Source organism: Pseudoalteromonas sp. 3D05 (assembly GCF_002723455.1).
In the GTDB taxonomy this organism is placed as follows: Bacteria; Pseudomonadota; Gammaproteobacteria; order Enterobacterales; family Alteromonadaceae; genus Pseudoalteromonas.
The window spans coordinates 160,158-181,403 of record NZ_PDUS01000007.1; the positions used below are offsets into that span (position 1 = coordinate 160,158).

Below are 21,246 nucleotides of genomic sequence, written 5' to 3' on the forward strand. Positions count from 1 at the left end.
CTTAACCTTTAATAATTTGCTGTTGTTTTAGATACGCTATCAGTTCTTGCACCGATCGGTCTAGGGTGTTTTTACTGGTATCTAATATTATTTCAGGTGAATGAGGTATTTGGTAGTCTGAATCAATCCCCGTGAAGTGCTTAATTTCACCCGCGCGGGCTTTTTTATACAAGCCTTTAGGGTCGCGACTTTCACAGACATCCAATGGCGTATCTAAAAACACCTCAATAAACTCACCATCACCCACTAATTCCCTGACCATGTCGCGCTCGGCGCGAAACGGTGAAATAAAGGCAGTGAGTACCAATAGGCCAGCATCCACCATGAGTTTGGCAGTTTCGCCCACGCGGCGAATATTCTCGATACGGTCTTCGTCGCTAAAGCCTAGGTCTTTACATAAACCGTGGCGTACGTTGTCGCCATCAAGTAAGTAGGTGTGAATACCTTGCTGATTAAGTGCGCTCTCAAGGGCGTTTGCGACGGTGCTTTTACCTGAGCCAGAAAAACCAGTAAACCATAAAATAGCGGGTTTATGACTTTTATGCTCACTACGCTGTGCTTTAGTAATGGCATAATTGTGCCAAACAATATTCTCATCCATTTTAATACTCTCTTATTGAATCTTGAGTAACGCTGGTTAAAACGGGAATACCAGCGGAATTAGGGTTAATACCGTTATTGAATAAATAACAGAAAGCGGTAAGCCCATTAATACGTAATCTTTTAAGCGGTAATTACCCGCGCTATAAACCATTAGGTTAGTTTGATAACCAAACGGTGATATAAAGCTGGCCGAGGCACCAAATGCAACCGCCATAATAAAGGGCAGCGGGTCTACATTAAAACCAATCGCTAAAGCGTAAGCCACTGGAAATGATAAAGCTGCGGCTGCATTGTTTGTAATGAGCTCAGTGAATAACACCGTCATTATAAATATGGCAATAAACGCGCCGTAAGGACCAAAATCACCGAGTACATAAAACATCGCATCTGATATTTGCCCTGCTAAACCCGTGCCTATCATGAGTTTGGCAAGGCCAATGGCACTGCCCACTACTGCTAGTAACTCGATAGGGAAACGGCGCTTTACTTCATTCAGTTTAATGGTGCCTGTCAGCATTAAGCCGATTAGCAAGACCAGTAGGCCTTTAACAAGTGGCACGATACCAAAAATGCTTAATCCTAATACGGTGGCAAAACTTGCGAGCACTAAATTTGATTGTTTAGAGGCAAGGTGAGTTTGTAAATCAAGCCCTGAGATATACACAAACTCACGCTTTAAATTAGGCAAGGTATAAAAATCTTTACCTGGAGCAAGAATTAATGAGTCGCCGGCTTGTAGCTGCACTTTACCAAGGCCACCTTGTAGGCGGTCATGACCGCGGCGAATTGCGATAACAGCGGCGTGAAACTGCTCGCGAAAACGAATTTCTTTGACTGTTTTGCCAATAAACTTAGATGATTGACTTACGACCACTTCAACGAGGTGCTCTACATCTTTTTCGTGCTTATCATGCACCACTTTTAAGCCATCAAAGCGGGTCAGTAGTGGCACTGATTTAATGTCGCCGACAAACAGTAACACATCGCCAGATTTTATTACTTGCTGCGGGGTTACTGCGCATATACGTCTGTCGCCTCGTAATATTTCGGCTAGGAATAAGTCTTTAAGGTCGCGCAGGCCGTTTTCTTCTACACTTTTACCAATTAATTTTGAGCCGGGCTCCACTTTACCTTCAAGATAGAAGGGCACGACTTCTTGGTCGTTCTTACCGTTGTCGGGTAAGTATTTTAGCATTACTAAAATAGTGATAAGGCCAACACTCAGTGCGCCTAATCCGACTAAAGTAAAGTCGAAAAAGCCCAGCGGTGCCATGCCAGCGTCAACGGCAAAACCATTGACGATTAAATTTGTTGAAGTACCAATTAAGGTAATCGTGCCACCTAAAATAGCGGTGTACGATAATGGTAATAACAGTTTTGATGGTGAATGAGTGGGACTGTCTTTAATTGCGGTAATTAAAGATGCCACTACGGCGGTGTTGTTAGTAAAGGATGATAAAAAGGCCGTTGAAAGGCCAAGCTTGGTCACTGAGCTGGATAAGCTACCCTTCGAAAGTGACTGGGCTAATTTTTGCACTAGCGTGGTTTTTTCAACCGCGATAGACACTAAAACTAATAAAACCAAAGTAATAAGGGAAGGGTTGGCATAGTTTACCAACATGTCTTCAAGCTCAATCAGGCCAGCTAAATAGGCGGTGCCAATGGCACCGACAAAAAGCCATGCTGGCTTTAGTCGAGTGCCAAAAAGGCAACCGACTAAAGTAAGCATAATGCCTGTTAATACTAGCTGTTGATACATGCTTTAAATGTCCTTAACAGGCAAAGTTAGTTATTTAAGCTTAGAAATATCAAGCGCTTGCCAATGTGGGAAGTGCTTGCGTACTAAAGCATTAAATTCAACTTCAAAATCACTAAAGTCACCGCTTTGCTCTTGGCTGGCAAGTGCTTGCTCTACCATGCCCGCTGCAACGGTTAAGTTAGATAAACGGTCGATTAAGATAAACGAGCCAGTTTCGTGATTGTTGTGATATTCATCAGCTAAAATCGTTTCTGTCAGCTCAAGCGTTACAATGGCGATTTCATTAAGTTGTAGGCTGTCTGCGCTGCCGTGTTCAAGGGTGTTCACATCAATAGTGTGATCAATCTTCTTAACGATAGCAGAGGTGTTTTTACTGCCTAACTTAAAGTTATAGCTTTTACCTAGTACGAGCGGTGCTTCATGCATCCACACTAACTTTGCTTGCACTTGGTTCGTCACCGCAACAGTAGAATCAGCAGGAACAATTACATCACCACGGCTAATATCAATTTCACTATTAAGCGTAATCGTGATTGCTTGGCCAGCATATGCTGTGTCTAGGTTACCGTCAAACGTGACAAGTTCTTTAATGCTTGATGTTTTGCCCGATGGTAATACTTTTACTGCATCGCCAACAGATAACTTACCCGATGTTAATGTACCTTGGAAACCACGGAAGTTTAAGTTAGGGCGCACAACATATTGCACCGGGAAGCGCGCTTCAAAGCCTGTGTCGCTTTCGGCAGCTGGTGAGTCTTCAAGTAACTCAAGTAACGGCTTGTCAGTGTAATACGGTGTATGTGCAGAGCGAGTAACCACGTTATCGCCTTTAAGCGCCGACATAGGTACAAACTTAATATCAGAGACGTTAAGTTGCTCAGCAAACTTTAGGTAATCCGCTTTAATGCGCTCATAAACGGTTTCGTCAAAATCAACGATATCCATTTTGTTAATCGCCACAACAAACTGTTTAATACCCAGTGAATCACAAATAAAGCTATGGCGCTTAGTTTGCACTTGCACGCCGTAGCGGGCATCAACAAGAATAATGGCTACATCACTGGTTGATGCACCGGTTACCATGTTGCGGGTGTATTGCTCGTGCCCTGGGGTGTCAGCAATAATAAACTTACGTTTAGCTGTTGAGAAATAACGATACGCTACATCAATGGTAATGCCTTGCTCACGTTCTGCTTGCAGGCCATCAACGAGTAGGGCTAAATCAAGATCTTCGCCGGCGTTACCGACTTTTTCGTTATCTTTATGAAGGGCTGCTAGCTGATCTTCATAAATTTGGTGACTGTCGTGTAATAGGCGGCCAATCAGGGTTGATTTACCGTCATCTACGCTGCCACAGGTCAACATACGTAATAGGCTTTTATCTTGTTGGCGAGCAAGGTAGGCGTCGATGCCAATTTCTCTTACTTCGTTAATGGTGTCGTTAGTGTTAGTAGACATTAGAAATAGCCCTCACGTTTTTTCTTCTCCATTGAACCTGCTGAATCATGATCAATGACGCGACCTTCGCGCTCTGATGAAGTCGATAACAGCATTTCTTCGATAATTTCAGTTAATGTGCTTGCCGTTGACTCTACTGCACCCGTAAGTGGGTAACAGCCAAGAGTACGAAAACGCACTGACTTCATTTGCGGTACTTCGCCTTCATTAAGTGGCATACGTTCGTCATCAACCATAATCAAGGTGCCATCACGCTCTACAACAGGGCGCTCTTTAGCTAGGTATAGCGGCACCATATCGATGTTTTCTTGGTAAATGTATTGCCAAATATCCAGTTCAGTCCAGTTAGACAGTGGGAATACACGAATGCTTTCACCTGGGTTAACTTGGCTGTTGTAAGTATTCCACAATTCAGGACGCTGATTTTTTGGATCCCAGCGATGGTGTTTGTCACGGAACGAGTACACACGCTCTTTTGCTCGTGATTTTTCTTCATCGCGGCGTGCGCCACCAAAGGCTGCGTCAAAACCGTACTTATCAAGTGCTTGTTTTAAACCTTGGGTTTTCATGATGTCCGTGTGTTTACCAGAACCATGGGTAAATGGACCCACACCCATTGCTAAGCCTTCAGGGTTTTTATGAACGATTAGGTCAAAGCCGTACTCTTTTGACAAGCGGTCACGAAACTCAATCATTTCTTTAAACTTCCAGTCGGTATCAACGTGGAGCAGTGGAAATGGAATTTTACCTGGGTAAAAAGCCTTACGCGCTAAGTGTAAAAGCACCGATGAATCTTTACCGATAGAGTAAAGCATAACTGGGTTCTCAAACTCAGCGGCGACTTCGCGCATGATTTTGATACTTTCAGCTTCTAGTTGCTGAAGGTGAGTTAAAGCCATTGTTAGTCGTCCTACTAAAATGATTAAAGTTAAAAATTAAAAGTGATAAAAATTTGTTCTTATGCCACGTCGGTTAGCGGCTGCGCAAAGCTACTGGTTTGTGCTTTTTCGCCAAACCAATGAAGTTGCTCATGCAAAGAGGCCACTTCACCAATAATCAGTAATGCAGGTGAAATAATGCTATGACTTTCAATTAAGTCGGCTAATTCACCTAATTTTCCTGTTACTACACGTTGGTTTTTACGTGTGCCGTTTTCAATAATTGCGACAGGTGTATCTGCGCCACGGCCATGTTTAAGTAGTTGCGCTTGAATATGTGGTGATTTAATTACACCCATGTAAATTGCTAAAGTTTGATTTGGCTTAGCCAGTGATTGCCAATCTAACTCTTGGCCGTCTTTTTTACAGTGGCCGGTAACAAACTGAATAGCCTGCGCATGGTCACGATGCGTTAGCGGAATACCTGCATAGGCACTACAGCCTGCGGCAGCGGTAATGCCCGGCACTATCTGGTAACTTACGTTATTCGCTGCTAGTACTTGTACTTCTTCACCACCACGGCCATAAATAAACGGGTCGCCGCCTTTGATACGGCATACTTTTTTACCTTGTTTGGCAAAGTCGACCAGCATTTGGTTAGTATCTTCTTGCGCTACACTATGATCGCCTAAACGCTTACCAACACACACTAAATCGGCGTCTCGACGAACCAGTTCCATAATTTCATCTGAGACGAGGTAGTCATATACCACTACATCAGCTTGTTGCATTAATTGCAGTGCTTTTAAGGTTAATAATTCTGGGTCGCCTGGGCCTGCACCGATCACATACACTTCGCCTTCAGGCTCTGGCTTGGCATCAAGAAGTTGCTCTAATTGCGCCATAGCTGATTGCGTATCACCACTTTGAACTTTGCTGACCACAGAGGAATCAAACACGCCTTCCCAAAATTGACGGCGATCGGCAAAATGTTTAAAGCGCTGCTTAACTTTGTCTCTAAAGCTTCCCACTAACGTTGCAAGCGGGCCAATATGCTGTGGGATCAGTGTTTCGAGTTTTTCGCGCAGTCGCCTTGCTAAAACAGGCGCTGTGCCAGCGCTTGAAATCGCAATAGTAATAGGGTCACGGTCAACAATAGAAGGAAAGATAAACGTGCATTTAGGTTGATCATCTACCACATTTACAAATACATTTTTTGCATTGGCAAGTTCAAATACGGTGTTGTTGACGGCGTCATTATCTGTGGCTGCAATAACCAGCATTTTGCCTTCAAGGTGTGATTCCTCGAAGTAGGCGTCAATAAGCGTTACTTCATTGTTTTGTGCATGTTCTTGTAACTCATCACAAAACCAAGGCGCAACTAAGGTAACACTGGCGCGTGCTTTTAAAAATGCACGGCATTTGCGTAATGCAACTTCTCCACCACCCACAACCAGTACAGGTTTATTATCTAGCTTGGTGAAGATAGGTAAATATTGCATTGTAGTAACACCTCTTAACAACTGTCGTAGCATATATGCTTAATAGAAACGCAGAGTATAGCGCGCACAGCGAAGTAAAAAATAATTAAAACCCAGTTCATATAACCAAAAGTTATATGGGGTGTGTTGATTTGGCCTAAGGCTTAGTTAACAAGGGATTGCGGCTACTTTCAAGTAGATTAATCTGCTTATTGTGATTAGTTATGAGATATAGCTAGATTATGATAATTTGCTAATATAGAACACTAATTTTGATACGAGTAGGGTGGTTAATTCATGAATGAAAAACATAAAAATGCAGCGCGCGCTGTCGCCGTTATGGATTTAACAACGCTTAATGAAACCGATACAACTGCCACGATCGAGCAATTAGTGGCAAGCATCCAGCCTTTATTGGGTACGCCAGCGGCAGTGTGCGTTTATAGCGAGTTTGTTGACGATGCAAAAGTGTTTCTGGCACAACGTGAGTTAAACCACATTAAAGTGGCCACGGTAACCAACTTTCCAGCTGGTGATGCGGCATTAAGTGATGTGATTAACGAAACCTTAGTTGCGATTGAGCGTGGCGCTGATGAAATTGACTTGGTGCTGCCCTATAAAGCGTTAGCAGCGGGTGATGATGCGAAAGCGCTTGAGTATGTAACAGCTAGCAAAGCGGTATGCCCTGAGCATGTTCAATTAAAAGTTATCATTGAATCAGGTGAGCTTAAAACTCCAACGTTAATTAAGTTAGCAACAGAAATTGCGATTGCCGGCGGGGCTGACTTTGTTAAAACCAGCACTGGTAAAGTGGCTATTAACGCGACACTTGATGCAACAAAAATAATGCTAGAGGCAATTAAAGCCTCAAATAAAGTGGTTGGGTTTAAGGCCGCTGGCGGCGTTAAAACGGTGAGTGAAGCCAGTGATTATTTACACTTAGCGAGTGATATTATGGGGGCTGATTACTTAAACCCGCAAACATTCAGATTCGGCGCTTCGAGTTTATTAAGCCAAGTGTATAACGTACTAAATGAAGCGTGACAGTGAACGCGAAAAAATAGCCCTTGAGCATGGGGCTGCTAAGTTATTTTTACGCTGTTACGAACAGCAAACCGGTATTCATATGCGCCACATTTGGCATAATGAACCGAATAGACCTGATGTAAGTTGCTATCAAGCAAATGAGCAGCTCGATATAGAAGTAGCGCATTTATACGCCAGCGAAACCGAAGCAATGGCCGTGTTAGGCCGGCCATTGTCGATACAAATGCAATGTGACTTAGCTGATATGGCACAACAGCCCAGTGAACACCGACTGCAATCAGCACTAGGACGATTACTCAAACAAAAAGCCACTAAGCGCTATTACTCAAAACGCACCTGGTTGCTAATTCGTAATGCCAGCCCCATCTGGAATAGAAGAGACTTTGAAGCAACAATCAAAAAAATAGCTTTTCCAAAAAACCATCAATTTGAACAAATATGGTTACTGTGTGATTTTTACCGCGGTGAGTTATTACGAGTAGATTAAAAGCGGCTAGGGGATAGCCGCTTTTTTATTTAAATTTAGTCAATTTGAAATATGCTACCTAAGCTTTCAAGTCCTGATTTTTGCGTTTTAGCAATGCACTTTGAATCATCAAGGTGCTTTTTAGTGGCTTCATCGGCAAGCCCTGTCACTGCTAATTGCTTTTCTTGTTGATATTCACGCAAGGCAATAACTGTTTGACGGTCGTATTCAACATCTTGCGTATCAAACTCTTCATAATGTGGCTGATTTCTCAAATAACCTAAACAAACAAGATTCATGCGAGACATCGCTAAATCCATTTTTTCATAATGTGGCATTCTATGATTCGGTACATCAACAACTACCGCAGCTGGTGCTTTTTTGCTGATTGCTTTTGGCGGTGGTGCGGTATAACCTGCTGCAAGCGTGTTATTTTGGTTATAGCGATAGTAGGTATCTGGGACTTTAGTTTCTAAAAACTCCACCGCTTTGATTATTACTTCTCGCAGCGCTTTTTCTTTCGGTGTGTCTGACCAACCACTAAGGCTGCCACCAACTAGTGCGCCACCAAAATTAGTTGCTGCGCTGGTAAAATCGAAATCTTTACTGCCACCTTCAACGCTGGTTGCAGCAAGAATACGTGAAGTGCGCGTATCAATTAAACGTAGATCAATGGCCATATGCGATCCAGAAAAACCAGCTGAAACAGAACTAAACACATCACCAATAAAACCGCCTGACCCCACTCGTGCACCCGAGTTGTCATCATCGAACTCGGTAACCGCTGCAACAACTACAATTTCAGCGCCTTCAATCTGCCCATAAGCTGCACCTGATTGTGCGCTCACTCTGCCAGAGACTGCTAAATCTTGCTCTGAAAGTACGGCATCTAATGCTTGGCGCTCCAATACAATAAAACGGTTAGTACTGACAAGTGCGGTGGTAAGTTGATCTGCCATTCCTTCACCTAACTCTTTACGCCACCATCGCGAGTCATTTGATTTATCAGTAAAGCGTGCAACAGCGATTCGAGCTTTTGGACCGTTGTATTGCTGCTTTGATACCTCGTTTATATCTGGTGAGTTTTGCTCTGAGGTTACTTTAGTTGAGGTGCTTTGACAGCCTGCTAGCCCAGTTATTAATAAAGAACTCAACAGTATCGTTTTTGTGGTTTTTAGCATGCTATTTTCCTTAATATAGTGCGTAGAAGTGTGCACGTTTTAATTAAGGTTAATTTAGTTAAATCAGCTAGTTAAAAATAGTACATAAGCGAACGGTTTAATCACATAGGCGAAATTTTTGCTAATTTTTTATTGTTATCGCGAAACTGCTTTGGTGTTAGCTGGTGTTTAGTTTTAAAGCATCGTGCGAAATAGCTTTGCGAACTAAAACCGACTTTATCTGCGATTAATCCAACGGCAAGATCTGTTTCTAAAAGCAGTTTTTCAGCCTGAACCAAACGAATATTGCGGATGTAATCTGTGGGGGTTAAATTAAAAATAGCTTTCATCTTTAACTGTAAAGCACGCGGGCTAATGTGCATATGTTCAGCCAGCTGTTCAACCGTAAAACTTTCTTGCTGGTAATGTTTATGAACAATGTTTTTTAATCGTTCAGTAAACGAATAGTCTTTGTTTTGTATAAACGATGAATCACTCGTTCCAGCGACTTCATGGCTCGACAGTTGTAACGACAAATGACGATTTAGCACTTCTCTAATATTTAATAACCCTTGTACTCTACCCAGGAGTAGTTTTGGTTCAAAGGGTTTACTGAGAAAATCATCCGCGAGTAAATCAAGGCCCTTTAATCGGCTTTGAGTGTCTGCTTTGGCTGAAAGCAACAATACAGGTATATGGCTTGTTGCTATATTGGTTCTAAGCGTATTGAGCAATTCATAGCCATCCATAATAGGCATCATCACATCGCTAATGACTAAATCGGGCATCTCGCTTTTACACATCAGTACACCTTGCTCACCGTTTTGTGCGCTTATACAGATGTAATTGGGTGAAAACAGTGACACCAGTAGTTGCTGCATATCTTCATTATCTTCAACGATGAGGATCTTTTTATGTTGTGATGAGTTATTAACACTTGCTTGTTCTTCCGTAGGCAGTGAAATGGGTGACATGGCTTGTACCAATGGTAAACACACCTTAAAGCAACTTCCTTTTCCTTTTTCGCTCTCTAGCGATATAGAACCATTGTATTGCTGGGTGAGTTGTTTAACGAGCGCTAAGCCAATACCACAACCATTATTATCTGAATTAACGCGGTTAAAGCGTTCAAAAATTGCTTCTTGTTGATGTTTTTCAATACCTATACCTGTGTCTTGTACGCTAATTTGTGCCATTTTATTATTTTCAGACAACGTAATCGTCACGCTACCGTGAGAAGGTGTGTACTTGAGTGCGTTACTAAGTAAATTGCTAATAATAGATAAGGTATGCTGTGGTTCTACATTAATGTATAAATCATTAGGTGTTTGTTTTTTTATAGAAAAGGTAATCTGCTTTTTAACAAAGAGCATGTTGAAGTCTTCAACCAGCTGCTCAAAGATTGTTGAGATTGAGTAGGGTGAAACTGTGTTTAACGCTGCACTTGGACGCTGACTAAGCTGCAATAATTGATTTATTAACGTAAGTAAGTACTGGCTATTGCGTTTAATAGTCGATAAATGAACTTGGGCGGCAGCTTCTTTAAAATGTGCTTGCAAATACTCTAACGGGGCAATAATTAAACTCAACGGAGTTTTTAATTCGTGGCTTATGTTGTCTAAAAATTCACTTTTTAATTTATTTAGCTCTTGTGCCTGCTTGTTTTTTTGTTCAGCAATTTTAGCCCGATACATTGAGTAAGTGATTAACCAGATAATTAAAATGCTCAAGCTTATATAAATAATATAAGCAAATGTTGTTTGCCACCATGGAGGCACAATAGTGAGGTTGATTAACTCGCTTGGTTTACTCCATTTTCCATGCTGGTCTTTTACTTTTAATTGCAACTGGTAACTGCCAGCAGGGAGTTGGGAATAGTTGATGTATCGCTGCTTTGCGTCGGTAAATAAAAACTGTTTGTCCAATCCCACAAGTTTGTAAGCGTATTGATAAAGATCGGGGGAGGAATTACTGTTTAGCGCGGAAAATGTGAAGCCTATTACACCAACAGCCTTATCAAAAGTAAGGTTGGTGGCATAGCTAATTAGTTTAGTTTTATCTTCGCTAGCATAGCTTTTTATGTGTGAGGCTTGGTTATTAATGAGTAGCTCTGTCAGGACTGGCTCAGGCGTTGCTTTAGTGTGTGCTAACTCGTGAGGATAAAATTGATTAAAGCCGTTAATACCGCCAAAGAGTAGTTCGCCATCATCGCCTTGGAATGCAGCACCAAGAATAAAAGAGTTATGCTGAATACCGTCTCTTGGTAAATAGTGTTGCATTTGTTCTGTTTTAGGGTCGTATCGCGTTAATCCTTGATTACTTGATAACCACAGGCGTCCTTGCTTGTCCTGTTTAACAGCGAAAATATTATCGTTTAGCAAGCCATTTTGCTCTGAGATGCTGCTTGACACGCCCGTCTTCTTATTAAGGCGGTTTATCCCTCCCATGGTGCCTACCCAAAGTGTTTGTTCATTCTCAAGGTGCATAGACGTGACCATGTTATGACTCAGGCTAGTAGCATTATTACTATTGGCTTTATAATGAGTAAATTGCTCATTTGTTAATTGCAATTTATTTAAGCCAACGCGGGTGCCTGCCCATATTGCGTTGGCATACTTGTCATACAGCAGGGTAAAAATCGTATTGTTGGATAAGCTATTGGCCGATTTGTCATGCTGAAAATGTTTAACGGCTAGGGTATCTGGGTTAAAGCGGGTAAGCCCTTGGTTGCCACCTAGCCACAAATTACCCTCAGCATCACCCGTAATAGCGTAAATGTTATTGCTACTTAATTGATGGCTTTGTTTGGTAAATGCTACAAAAGAGTCAGTTTGTGGGTCATATCGCAGTAATCCACCGCCATAAGTGCCAATCCACACGCGTTGATTAGCATCCTCAAAAAGACTAAAAATATTATTGTTGGTTAAGCTAGTAGGTTCGTTGTCATCTTTTGTATAGCGTATAAACCCGCGCTTTGTTTGCTTATTAAGGCCAGAGCGAGTACCAACCCATAGACGACCTTGTGAATCCTTTAATAAAGCACGCACAAAGTTATGACTTATAGATGAGTTTACAGATTCTTGGTGTTGTTGGTGATTAAACTGTTTTTGAGATGCATCGTAGCGTTGAATGCCGTAACCATCCGTGCCGATCCAAATAATATTTTGTGGGTCTTGGTATAAGGTAAGTAGATAATCACTCGCTAAGCCATTTTGTTGTTTTGCGGTATGCCTATATTGCTCAAAGTGATTGCCCACATTATTTGAATAAGGTTGATAAAAAAGTCCTTTTCCATAGCTTGAGAGCCATAGGTTTTGCTCATTATCAAACATGATGTCAGTTATCCAGATACCCTTGAGTTGTGCTAGGTCTTTAAACACTTCAGTCTTTGGATTAAATGTGCTTAAGCCATTTTTACTGGCAATTAATAGCGCTCCGTTGGGCATGGTTTTTAAGCGCCATAGGGATTGCATGCTCTTAGGGTAATAGACAAACTGTGTTGTTTGTTTATCAAATTTGATTAAGCCAACATTACTCGCAATCCAAATATTATTATTATTATCAGTGATTACATCTCGAAAAATAACGTTGCTTGCATCGGGATGGGTATAGCTAAAAAAATTGGCAGTTTTATGTTTAATATTAAGTTGCGTTAAATTGCCATCCTCATGACCCATCCACAGAGTGTTTTTACTATCCATGGTTGCTGACCAAATGCGGTCATCTTTAATTGCGAGCTCAGTGGTTTGATTAATATGGCTAAACTGCCCAGTTTCTGTGTCTAAAAGGTTCAGCCCCTTTGTCGCTGTTGTAATCCACAGGGTGCCATTTTCAGTATGCCCACATGCCGTGATCCAATTCCCAGAAAGGCTTAACGGGTCCATCGGATAGGATTTAAAGCGCTTTATGTTATAGCCGTCAAAACGGTTAAGGCCTCCTTGAGTAGAAAACCAATGAAATCCACGTTTGTCGTTGATAGCGCAGGTGATTGAGTTTTGTGTTAAACCTTGCTCGGTAGAGTAAGTGTCTAAATGAAGAGACCGAGCATTAGATAGGGCTGAAAATAAAATATTAAAGCTTATAACCACAGTATAAATGATGATTTTACCTATCAACACAGATTCCCTTACGCTTTCATTATTCCCTTAATTGAAACAAGCATAAACTGATTTTTAATTAAAGTTAAGATTGTTTTACTTAATATGAGGTGAGATTTTAGTTAATGGGTATCTTTTACTCTTGTGTTAATGAATTGCGTAAGTATAATAGGCATCCACTTTGCAGGGGCGTAGTTCCAATTGGTAGAACAGCGGTCTCCAAAACCGACGGTTGGGAGTTCGAATCTCTCCGCCCCTGCCAATTTTTTCTTGTGAGTGGGTAAAGTCTTAGGTTAAAAATCGGTTTAAATAAGTCTGTTTTTAAGTTTAGATTTTAATGGATTAACCCTGCCGTAGTGTAGGGTTGTTGTGTCTGTAGTTAAGGTAATAATATTATGAGCACGAATGTAGAAACGCCATCAAGTGGGATGGACTCAGTAAAGTGGCTTGTGGCAATTGCGCTACTTGCAGGCGCAGTAGTTGGTAATTATATGTACGCAGATCAGTCTGTGTTATTACGTGCTATTGGTGTTGTTATTGCAGTTGCTGCTGGTTTAGGCATTGCAGCAGTAACAGAAAAAGGACGTACCTTCCTTGCTTTTGCAAAAGAAGCGCGTATTGAAGTACGTAAAGTAGTGTGGCCTACGCGCCAAGAAACTACCCATACGACATTTATTGTAATGGTAGCAACTGTGATTATGGCACTTATCCTTTGGGGATTAGATGGCATTTTATTCCGCGCAGTAGGCTTTTTAACTGGATTGGAGATCTGATCCCATGTCGGATGAGAACAACGAAAAGAAACTACGTTGGTACGTAGTACAGGCTTTCTCAGGTTATGAGAAGCGTGTTGCACAAACTCTTCTTGAGCATATCAAGATTGAAGGTTTAGAAGACAGTTTTGGTGAAATATTAGTACCTACAGAAGAAGTTGTTGAGATGCGCGCTGGTCAAAAGCGTAAATCTGAGCGTAAATTCTTTCCAGGTTATGTACTAGTACAAATGGATATGAACGATGCAAGCTGGCACTTAGTGAACAGCACAGCACGTGTGATGGGCTTTATCGGTGGCACATCTGACCGCCCAGCGCCAATCAGCTCTAAAGAAGCTGATCGTATTCTTAATCGCTTACAAGAGAACGCTGAAGCACCTAAACCTGCTACATTGTTTGAACCAGGTGAAGTGGTTCGTGTTGTTGATGGTCCATTCGCTGACTTTAGTGGTGTGGTTGAAGCCGTTGACTACGAAAAGAGTCGCGTAAAAGTATCTGTACTTATCTTTGGTCGTTCTACGCCAGTTGATCTTGAATTCGGTCAAGTTGAACAAGATAAGTAACAAAAATTAGATAGTTTATGCGAAGTGATTTATTACTTTGCATAGTACTTGAAAAAGGCCGCTGATTAACTTATAATCAGCGGCCTTTTTGTATTCAGGGATAGAGTTTCTTGAATTGATTACAAAAAGTACGAAACCAATTTTTAAACTGGGAAGCCGCTAGAGTACGCGTCCTCGCGCGCACAAGGCTAAGACCCACCTAATGAGGTATTTATAATGGCTAAGAAAGTTGAAGCTCTAATCAAGCTACAAGTTGCTGCTGGTATGGCTAATCCTAGTCCTCCAGTAGGTCCAGCACTAGGTCAACACGGTGTAAACATCATGGAATTCTGTAAAGCGTTCAACGCACGTACAGAGTCTATCGAAAAAGGCGCTCCAGTTCCTGTAGTGATCTCTGTTTACGGCGACCGTTCATTTACGTTCGACATGAAAACGCCACCGGCTGCTTACTTACTTAAGAAAGCTGCAGGCATCAAATCAGGCTCAGGCCGTCCTAACACTGAAAAAGTAGGCACAGTAACTCGTGCTCAACTTGAAGAAATCGTTGAGACTAAACGACCTGATCTTACAGCGGCTGATATGGACGCTGCGGTTCGCACTATCGCAGGTTCTGCGCGTGCGATGGGCTTGAACGTAGAGGACTAAGATAATGGCTAAATTAACTAAACGTATGCGTACTATCCGCGAGAAAGTGGAAGTAACTAAAGATTACGAAATCAACGAAGCAGTTGCTCTTTTAAAAGAGTTAGCGACAGCTAAATTCGTAGAAAGTGTTGACGTTGCCGTTAACCTTGGTATCGATGCTCGTAAATCTGACCAAAACGTTCGTGGTGCAACTGTACTACCTAATGGTACTGGTCGTGACGTTCGCGTTGCAGTATTCACACAAGGCGCTAACGCAGAAGCTGCGAAAGAAGCCGGTGCTGAACTTGTAGGTATGGAAGATCTTGCTGATCAAGTTAAGAAAGGCGAGATGAACTTTGACGTTGTTGTTGCATCACCAGACGCTATGCGTGTTGTTGGTCAACTAGGTCAAATCTTAGGCCCACGTGGTCTAATGCCAAACCCTAAAACTGGTACTGTAACACCTAACGTTGCAGAAGCAGTTAAAAATGCTAAAGCTGGTCAAGTGCGTTACCGCAATGACAAAAATGGTATCATCCACACTACTATTGGTAAGGTTGATTTCACAGCTGAGCAACTTCAACAAAACCTTGAAGCTCTAATTGTTGCGCTTAAGAAGGCTAAACCTTCACAAGCTAAAGGTGTTTACGTTAAGAAAGTAACCATCTCTACAACAATGGGCGCAGGTGTTGCTGTTGACCAAAACACATTAAGCACAACTGTAGCTTAATAAGTGTTTACATGGCGTGAAATTTGTACTATAATTTCGCGCCATTTTGTTGAATAATTTGATTGTTCAACAATGTAAAGAATTCGGGTTGAAGTCCATAATTTCGGTGCGCCTTTGGCAAAGCGATAAATTGGGCTTCCGTCCAAGACCGTAGGGGGCTTAGGCCTTAATATCCTACGTAGACGGTGTGAATCCCCAGATAGATTTTTCCTAATCCTTCTGGCTCTCGCCGTAAAAAGCATCTCCATCTTTATTGATGGGGAAGAGTAAAACAGGGAAGCCGATAAACGGTAACCCATTAAACCAGGAGTAACACCCATGGCTTTAAATCTTCAAGGCAAAAAAGCAATTGTTGCTGAAGTCAACGAAGCAGCCACTGGTGCTCTATCTGCAGTTGTTGCAGATTCTCGTGGTGTAACAGTTGGTGCAATTACTGCCCTTCGTAAAGAAGCTCGCGAAGCGGGTGTTTGGATGAAAGTTGTCCGTAACACTTTAGCAAAACGTGCTCTTGAAGGAACAGATTTTGAGTGCCTTTCTGATTCATTCGTTGGTCCAAGCTTAATCGCTTTCTCATCAGAGCACCCTGGTGCTGCTGCGCGTATCTTTTCAGATTTCGCGAAAAAGAATGAGAAATTTGAGCTTAAAACGGCCGCTTTTGAAGGCAATGTAGTAGATGCAGGCATGCTTGCAACTCTACCTACATATGACGAAGCTGTTGCACGCTTAATGAGCGCTATGAAAGAAGCGTCTGCTGGCAAATTGTGTAAAACAATTGAAGCAGTACGTGTACAGAAAGAAGAGCAAGCTGCTTAATTTTAAGCTGTTTAAACTTACTTTCGGTGTAAAATTTTTTTGGACCTTTGAGTCCGTTAATTATTAGGAAATTTGTAATGTCTGTAACTAAAGACCAAATCCTTGACGCAATTGCTGAAATGTCAGTAATGGACGTTGTTGCTCTTGTTGAAGCAATGGAAGAAAAATTCGGCGTAACTGCTGCAGCTGCTATGGTAGCAGGTCCTGCTGCTGAAGCTGCTGAAGAGAAAACTGAATTTGACGTAATCCTTACTGGCGCTGGCGCTAACAAGGTTGCGGCAATCAAAGCTGTACGTAGCGCAACTGGCCTAGGCCTTAAAGAAGCGAAAGCGCTTGTTGAAGCTGCTCCAACTCCAGTTAAAGAAGGTATCTCTAAAGAAGAAGCTGAAGCGCTTGCTAAAGACCTTACTGAAGCTGGTGCTGAAGTTGAGGTTAAGTAATCTAGCTCACGCTAGGTTCGCTGCCTGAGAAATCAGGCAAGGGCTGGTGATTATTTAATCACCGGCCTTTTTGCGCTATAGAGTTATGTATTCCTATAGCTCAAATAAAATCTGGATTTCTCTTTAATTTCAACGCTTTATAGTTTGCTAGTGTTGAAGTGGGAGTCTTTCGGAACAACAATTAAATGTTGTACATCTTGGCATAGATGCCAGTTAAGTCTGTTCTTACAAGAACAGGTCGGGTCAAAGATCAGCAAGCTGAGGAACCCCATGGCTTACTCTTATTCTGAAAAGAAACGTATCCGTAAGGATTTTGGTAAACGTCCACAAGTATTGGATATACCTTTCTTACTGTCGACGCAGTTAGAATCGTTTAAAAAATTCTTAGTCCCGGACGCTGATGGCGATCACGGTTTGGAAGCAGCCTTCCAATCAGTGTTTCCAATCAAAAGCTACTCGGGAAATTCTGAGCTTCAATACGTAAGTTATCGTATTGGTGAGCCAGTATTCGATGTAAAAGAATGTCAAATTCGCGGTGTGACTTTTTCTGCTCCACTTCGCGTAAAATTGCGTCTTGTAGTAATGGACAAAGAAGCTCCAGGCACAGTTAAAGACATTAAAGAGCAAGAAGTTTACATGGGCGAAATTCCGCTCATGACCGATACCGGTACCTTTGTAATCAATGGTACAGAGCGTGTTATCGTTTCTCAGCTACACCGTAGCCCTGGTGTATTCTTTGATAACGACCGCGGTAAAACTCACTCATCGGGTAAAGTACTATATAACGCACGTGTAATTCCTTACCGTGGTTCGTGGTTAGACTTTGAGTTTGATGCAAAAGATAACTTATATGTACGTATTGACCGTCGTCGTAAATTACCGGCGTCTATCATTTTACGTGCACTTGAGTACACGACTGAAGAAATCCTAGAGATGTTCTTCGAAACCACTGCATTTGAAGTAACTGACGGTAAAGTTCTTATGGAACTTGTGCCTTCACGTTTACGTGGTGAAACCGCTGCCTTTGATATTAAAGGTGAAGACGGTGATGTGCTGGTTGAAAGTGGCCGTCGTATTACTGCGCGTCATATCAAGAGCATTGAGAAAAAAGGCATTACTCAGTTAGAAGTACCACATGAGTACATCATTGGCCGTGTTATTGCAAAGAACTACGTTGACGAGTCAACGGGTGAAATCATTGCAACCGCTAATGACGAACTAACACTTGAAGTAATGGCTGAGCTTGTAAAAGCGGGTCACACTAAGATTGATACTTTATATATCAACGAAGTTGACAGCGGTGCATACATTTCAGATACCTTACGTATCGATTCAAGCACTAACCGTTTAGAAGCACTTGTAGAAATTTATCGCATGATGCGCCCAGGCGAGCCACCGACGAAAGACGCGGCTGAAGCCTTATTTGAGAACTTATTCTTCTCAGAAGAACGCTATGACTTATCAACTGTAGGTCGTATGAAGTTCAATAGCCGTGTTGGTTATGACACTGACACAGGCCCTGGCACATTAAGCAAAGAAGACATCGTGTCTGTTATGAAAGTATTAATTGCTATTCGTAACGGTCAAGGCGATGTTGATGATATCGACCACTTAGGCAACCGTCGTATTCGTAGTGTTGGCGAAATGGCTGAGAACCAATTCCGTGTAGGTTTAGTACGTGTAGAACGTGCTGTACGTGAGCGCTTAAGCTTAGGTGACCTAGATGCGATCATGCCACAAGATCTTATTAACGCTAAGCCTATTTCGGCAGCGGTTAAAGAGTTCTTCGGCTCGTCTCAGTTATCACAGTTCATGGACCAAAATAACCCGCTATCAGAAGTAACGCACAAGCGTCGTATTTCTGCATTAGGCCCGGGCGGTCTTACACGTGAACGCGCTGGCTTTGAAGTACGTGACGTTCACGTAACTCACTATGGTCGCGTATGTCCAATCGAGACTCCTGAGGGTCCAAACATCGGTCTAATTAACTCATTGTCTACGTACGCACGTACAAATGACTATGGTTTCTTAGAAACACCTTACCGCAAAGTGGTAGATGGTGTTGTAACTGATGAAGTAGATTACCTATCAGCCATTGAAGAAGGTCAGTTTGTTATCGCACAGGCGAACTCAAACTTAACTGAAACCAATGAGTTTGTAGATGAACTTATTCCATGTCGTCACAAAGGTGAATCAACCTTTATGGGTCGCATGGACCAACAATATATGGATGTATCACCACAACAGGTGATCTCTGTAGCGGCCGCACTTATCCCGTTCCTAGAACACGATGATGCTAACCGCGCATTGATGGGTTCAAACATGCAACGTCAAGCAGTACCAACATTGAAAGCGGATAAGCCGTTAGTAGGTACCGGTATTGAGTTAACACTAGCGAAAGACTCTGGTGTAACAATTGTTGCAAAACGTGGCGGTGAAGTAATGTATGCTGACGCAAGTCGCATCGTTGTTAATGTACATGAAGAAGAACGCATCCCTGGTGAAGCGGGTATCGACATCTACAACTTGACCAAGTACACACGTTCTAACCAAAATACATGTATTAACCAAAAACCAACTTGCATGGTTGGTGAACCGGTTACTCGTGGCGATGTGTTAGCAGATGGTCCTTCGACTGACTTAGGTGACTTAGCCCTTGGTCAAAACCTTCGCGTGGCATTCATGCCATGGAACGGTTATAACTTCGAGGATTCAATCCTACTATCAGAGCGCGTAGTTGAAGAAGATCGTCTAACGACTATCCACATTCAAGAACTACAGTGTATTGCCCGTGATACTAAGTTAGGTCCTGAAGAGATCACAGCAGATATCCCGAATGTGGGTGAGTCTGCACTAGGCAAGCTTGATGAATCAGGCGTTGTTTATATCGGTGCTGAAGTGAAAGGCGGCGATATCCTAGTAGGTAAAGTGACTCCGAAAGGCGAAACGCAATTAACACCTGAAGAGAAGCTACTGCGTGCTATCTTCGGTGAGAAAGCGTCTGACGTTAAAGACAGCTCATTACGTGTACCAAACTCTGTAACTGGTACTGTAATAGACGTGCAAGTCTTCACCCGTGATGGTGTTGAAAAAGACAAGCGCGCGCTAGAAGTTGAAGAAATGCAACTTCGTGATGCGAAAAAAGACTTTAACGAAGAATTCCGTATTCTTGAAGCAGGCGTGTTAGACCGTGCTCGCAAGTTACTTGTGGCTGCTGGTCAAAACGAAGAACAATTAGCGACACTGAATGCTGAGAAGCTACTCACTCAAAGCCTTGCTGAAGAAGATAAGCAAGCTGAGCTTGAGCAACTAGCTGCACAGTACGATGAGCTTAAAGCTGAATACGATAAGAAGTTTGAAAACAAACGTCGTAAGATCACTCAAGGTGATGATTTAGCACCAGGCGTACTTAAGATTGTTAAAGTATACCTTGCTGTTAAACGTCGCATCCAACCGGGTGATAAAATGGCGGGTCGTCACGGTAACAAAGGTGTTATCTCGACTATCGTACCAGTAGAAGATATGCCATACGATGAAAAAGGTCGTACGGTAGACATCGTATTGAATCCACTAGGTGTACCATCACGTATGAACATCGGTCAGATCCTTGAAACACATATGGGTCTAGCTGCACGTGGTATCGGTGAACGTCTAGAAGAAATGATGAAAGAACAACGTGAGCTGCATGAGTTACGTGAATTCATCAAGCAAGCCTACGAGATCGGTGATTGCCGTCAAAAAGTAGACATTGCTAGCTTCTCTGATGATGAAGTTCGTCGCTTAGCTGTAAACTTAAAAGGTGGTTTACCAATCGCTACTCCTGCATTTGATGGCGCTAAAGAAGACGAAATCAAAGACATGCTTGAGTTAGGTGGCTACCCAAGAAGTGGTCAGGTTACACTTTATGATGGCCGTACTGGTGACGAGTTTGAACGTCAAGTAACTGTAGGTTACATGTATATGCTGAAACTGAATCACTTAGTTGATGATAAGATGCATGCGCGTTCAACGGGTTCTTACAGCCTTGTTACTCAGCAACCGCTGGGTGGTAAAGCACAGTTCGGTGGCCAGCGTTTCGGTGAGATGGAAGTATGGGCACTTGAAGCATACGGTGCCGCTTACACTCTACAAGAAATGCTAACAGTGAAATCGGATGACGTGAACGGTCGTACTAAGATGTATAAAAACATCGTTGATGGTAACCATAAGATGGAACCAGGTATGCCAGAATCGTTCAACGTATTGTTGAAAGAAATCCGCTCACTGGGTATCAACATCGAGTTGGAAGAAAATTAGCCAATTAGGTGCTGTAGCTAGCTACAGCACCTGTTACGGCCGAATAGAATGTAGGGGCG

General features: G+C 42.4%; 16 protein-coding genes and 1 tRNA gene. 10 read left to right on the forward strand and 7 right to left on the reverse strand.

The features are described 5' to 3' along the window. Position 1 precedes the first annotated feature (1 nt). The 5 genes from cysC to cysG are packed head-to-tail and all read right to left on the reverse strand — an operon-like array spanning position 2 to position 6,200. Positions 2-601 (reverse strand): adenylyl-sulfate kinase, encoded by a 600-nt coding sequence (cysC, locus tag CSC79_RS09705; protein WP_099295615.1) that lies wholly within the window; start codon positions 599-601, stop codon positions 2-4. Between the two features lie 36 nt (positions 602-637). Beyond that, the gene (locus CSC79_RS09710) at positions 638-2,362 is read right to left on the reverse strand and encodes an SLC13 family permease (protein WP_099295616.1); all 1,725 of its coding nucleotides are present in this window, start codon (positions 2,360-2,362) and stop codon (positions 638-640) included. Positions 2,363-2,392: 30 nt separating this feature from the next. Beyond that, on the reverse strand, positions 2,393-3,820 hold the full coding sequence (gene cysN / locus CSC79_RS09715) for a sulfate adenylyltransferase subunit CysN (RefSeq protein ID WP_099295617.1): 1,428 nt from the start codon (positions 3,818-3,820) through the stop codon (positions 2,393-2,395). Next, positions 3,820-4,719, reverse strand: coding sequence for a sulfate adenylyltransferase subunit CysD (cysD, locus tag CSC79_RS09720; RefSeq protein WP_099295618.1), 900 nt, complete (start codon positions 4,717-4,719; stop codon positions 3,820-3,822). The genes cysN and cysD overlap by 1 nt, the downstream gene beginning before the upstream one ends. Before the next feature lie 59 nt (positions 4,720-4,778). After that, the gene (gene cysG, locus CSC79_RS09725; RefSeq protein WP_099295619.1) at positions 4,779-6,200 is read right to left on the reverse strand and encodes a siroheme synthase CysG; all 1,422 of its coding nucleotides are present in this window, start codon (positions 6,198-6,200) and stop codon (positions 4,779-4,781) included. Between the two features lie 276 nt (positions 6,201-6,476). Between cysG and deoC the strand changes: the two genes are divergently transcribed. Next, entirely contained in the window at positions 6,477-7,223 is a 747-nt protein-coding gene (gene deoC, locus CSC79_RS09730) for a deoxyribose-phosphate aldolase (protein ID WP_099295620.1), read from the forward strand. After that, positions 7,213-7,713 (forward strand): hypothetical protein, encoded by a 501-nt coding sequence (locus tag CSC79_RS09735; RefSeq protein ID WP_099295621.1) that lies wholly within the window; start codon positions 7,213-7,215, stop codon positions 7,711-7,713. The genes deoC and CSC79_RS09735 overlap by 11 nt, the downstream gene beginning before the upstream one ends. Positions 7,714-7,748: 35 nt before the next feature. Here CSC79_RS09735 and CSC79_RS09740 read toward each other — a convergent pair whose 3' ends face one another. Further along, positions 7,749-8,873 (reverse strand): CsgG/HfaB family protein, encoded by a 1,125-nt coding sequence (locus CSC79_RS09740; RefSeq protein ID WP_099295622.1) that lies wholly within the window; start codon positions 8,871-8,873, stop codon positions 7,749-7,751. Between the two features lie 101 nt (positions 8,874-8,974). Next, positions 8,975-12,970, reverse strand: coding sequence for a two-component regulator propeller domain-containing protein (locus CSC79_RS09745; protein WP_180270410.1), 3,996 nt, complete (start codon positions 12,968-12,970; stop codon positions 8,975-8,977). A 164-nt stretch (positions 12,971-13,134) separates the two neighbouring features. On the opposite strand from CSC79_RS09745, the gene CSC79_RS09750 reads away from it, so the two are divergent. From CSC79_RS09750 to rpoB, 8 genes are all read left to right on the forward strand, one after another. Further along, positions 13,135-13,211 (forward strand) — tRNA-Trp (locus CSC79_RS09750). A 133-nt stretch (positions 13,212-13,344) separates the two neighbouring features. Further along, entirely contained in the window at positions 13,345-13,722 is a 378-nt protein-coding gene (gene secE / locus CSC79_RS09755) for a preprotein translocase subunit SecE (protein ID WP_099295623.1), read from the forward strand. A gap of 4 nt (positions 13,723-13,726) precedes the next feature. Beyond that, positions 13,727-14,284, forward strand: coding sequence for a transcription termination/antitermination protein NusG (gene nusG, locus CSC79_RS09760; protein WP_087532504.1), 558 nt, complete (start codon positions 13,727-13,729; stop codon positions 14,282-14,284). A 216-nt stretch (positions 14,285-14,500) separates the two neighbouring features. After that, a complete protein-coding gene (rplK, locus tag CSC79_RS09765) occupies positions 14,501-14,929 on the forward strand; it encodes a 50S ribosomal protein L11 (RefSeq protein ID WP_058561347.1) in 429 nt (142 codons plus the stop codon). Positions 14,930-14,933: 4 nt separating this feature from the next. Continuing rightward, complete coding sequence (gene rplA, locus CSC79_RS09770) at positions 14,934-15,638, forward strand: 50S ribosomal protein L1 (RefSeq protein ID WP_099295624.1); 705 nt, start codon at positions 14,934-14,936, stop codon at positions 15,636-15,638. Positions 15,639-15,956: 318 nt separating this feature from the next. Then, a complete protein-coding gene (gene rplJ, locus CSC79_RS09775; protein ID WP_099295625.1) occupies positions 15,957-16,451 on the forward strand; it encodes a 50S ribosomal protein L10 in 495 nt (164 codons plus the stop codon). Between the two features lie 77 nt (positions 16,452-16,528). Beyond that, the gene (rplL, locus tag CSC79_RS09780) at positions 16,529-16,891 is read left to right on the forward strand and encodes a 50S ribosomal protein L7/L12 (protein WP_099295626.1); all 363 of its coding nucleotides are present in this window, start codon (positions 16,529-16,531) and stop codon (positions 16,889-16,891) included. 270 nt (positions 16,892-17,161) lie between these two features. After that, positions 17,162-21,187: a DNA-directed RNA polymerase subunit beta gene (gene rpoB, locus CSC79_RS09785; RefSeq protein WP_099295627.1), complete on the forward strand. Its 4,026-nt coding sequence runs from the start codon at positions 17,162-17,164 to the stop codon at positions 21,185-21,187. Positions 21,188-21,246: the final 59 nt, after the last annotated feature.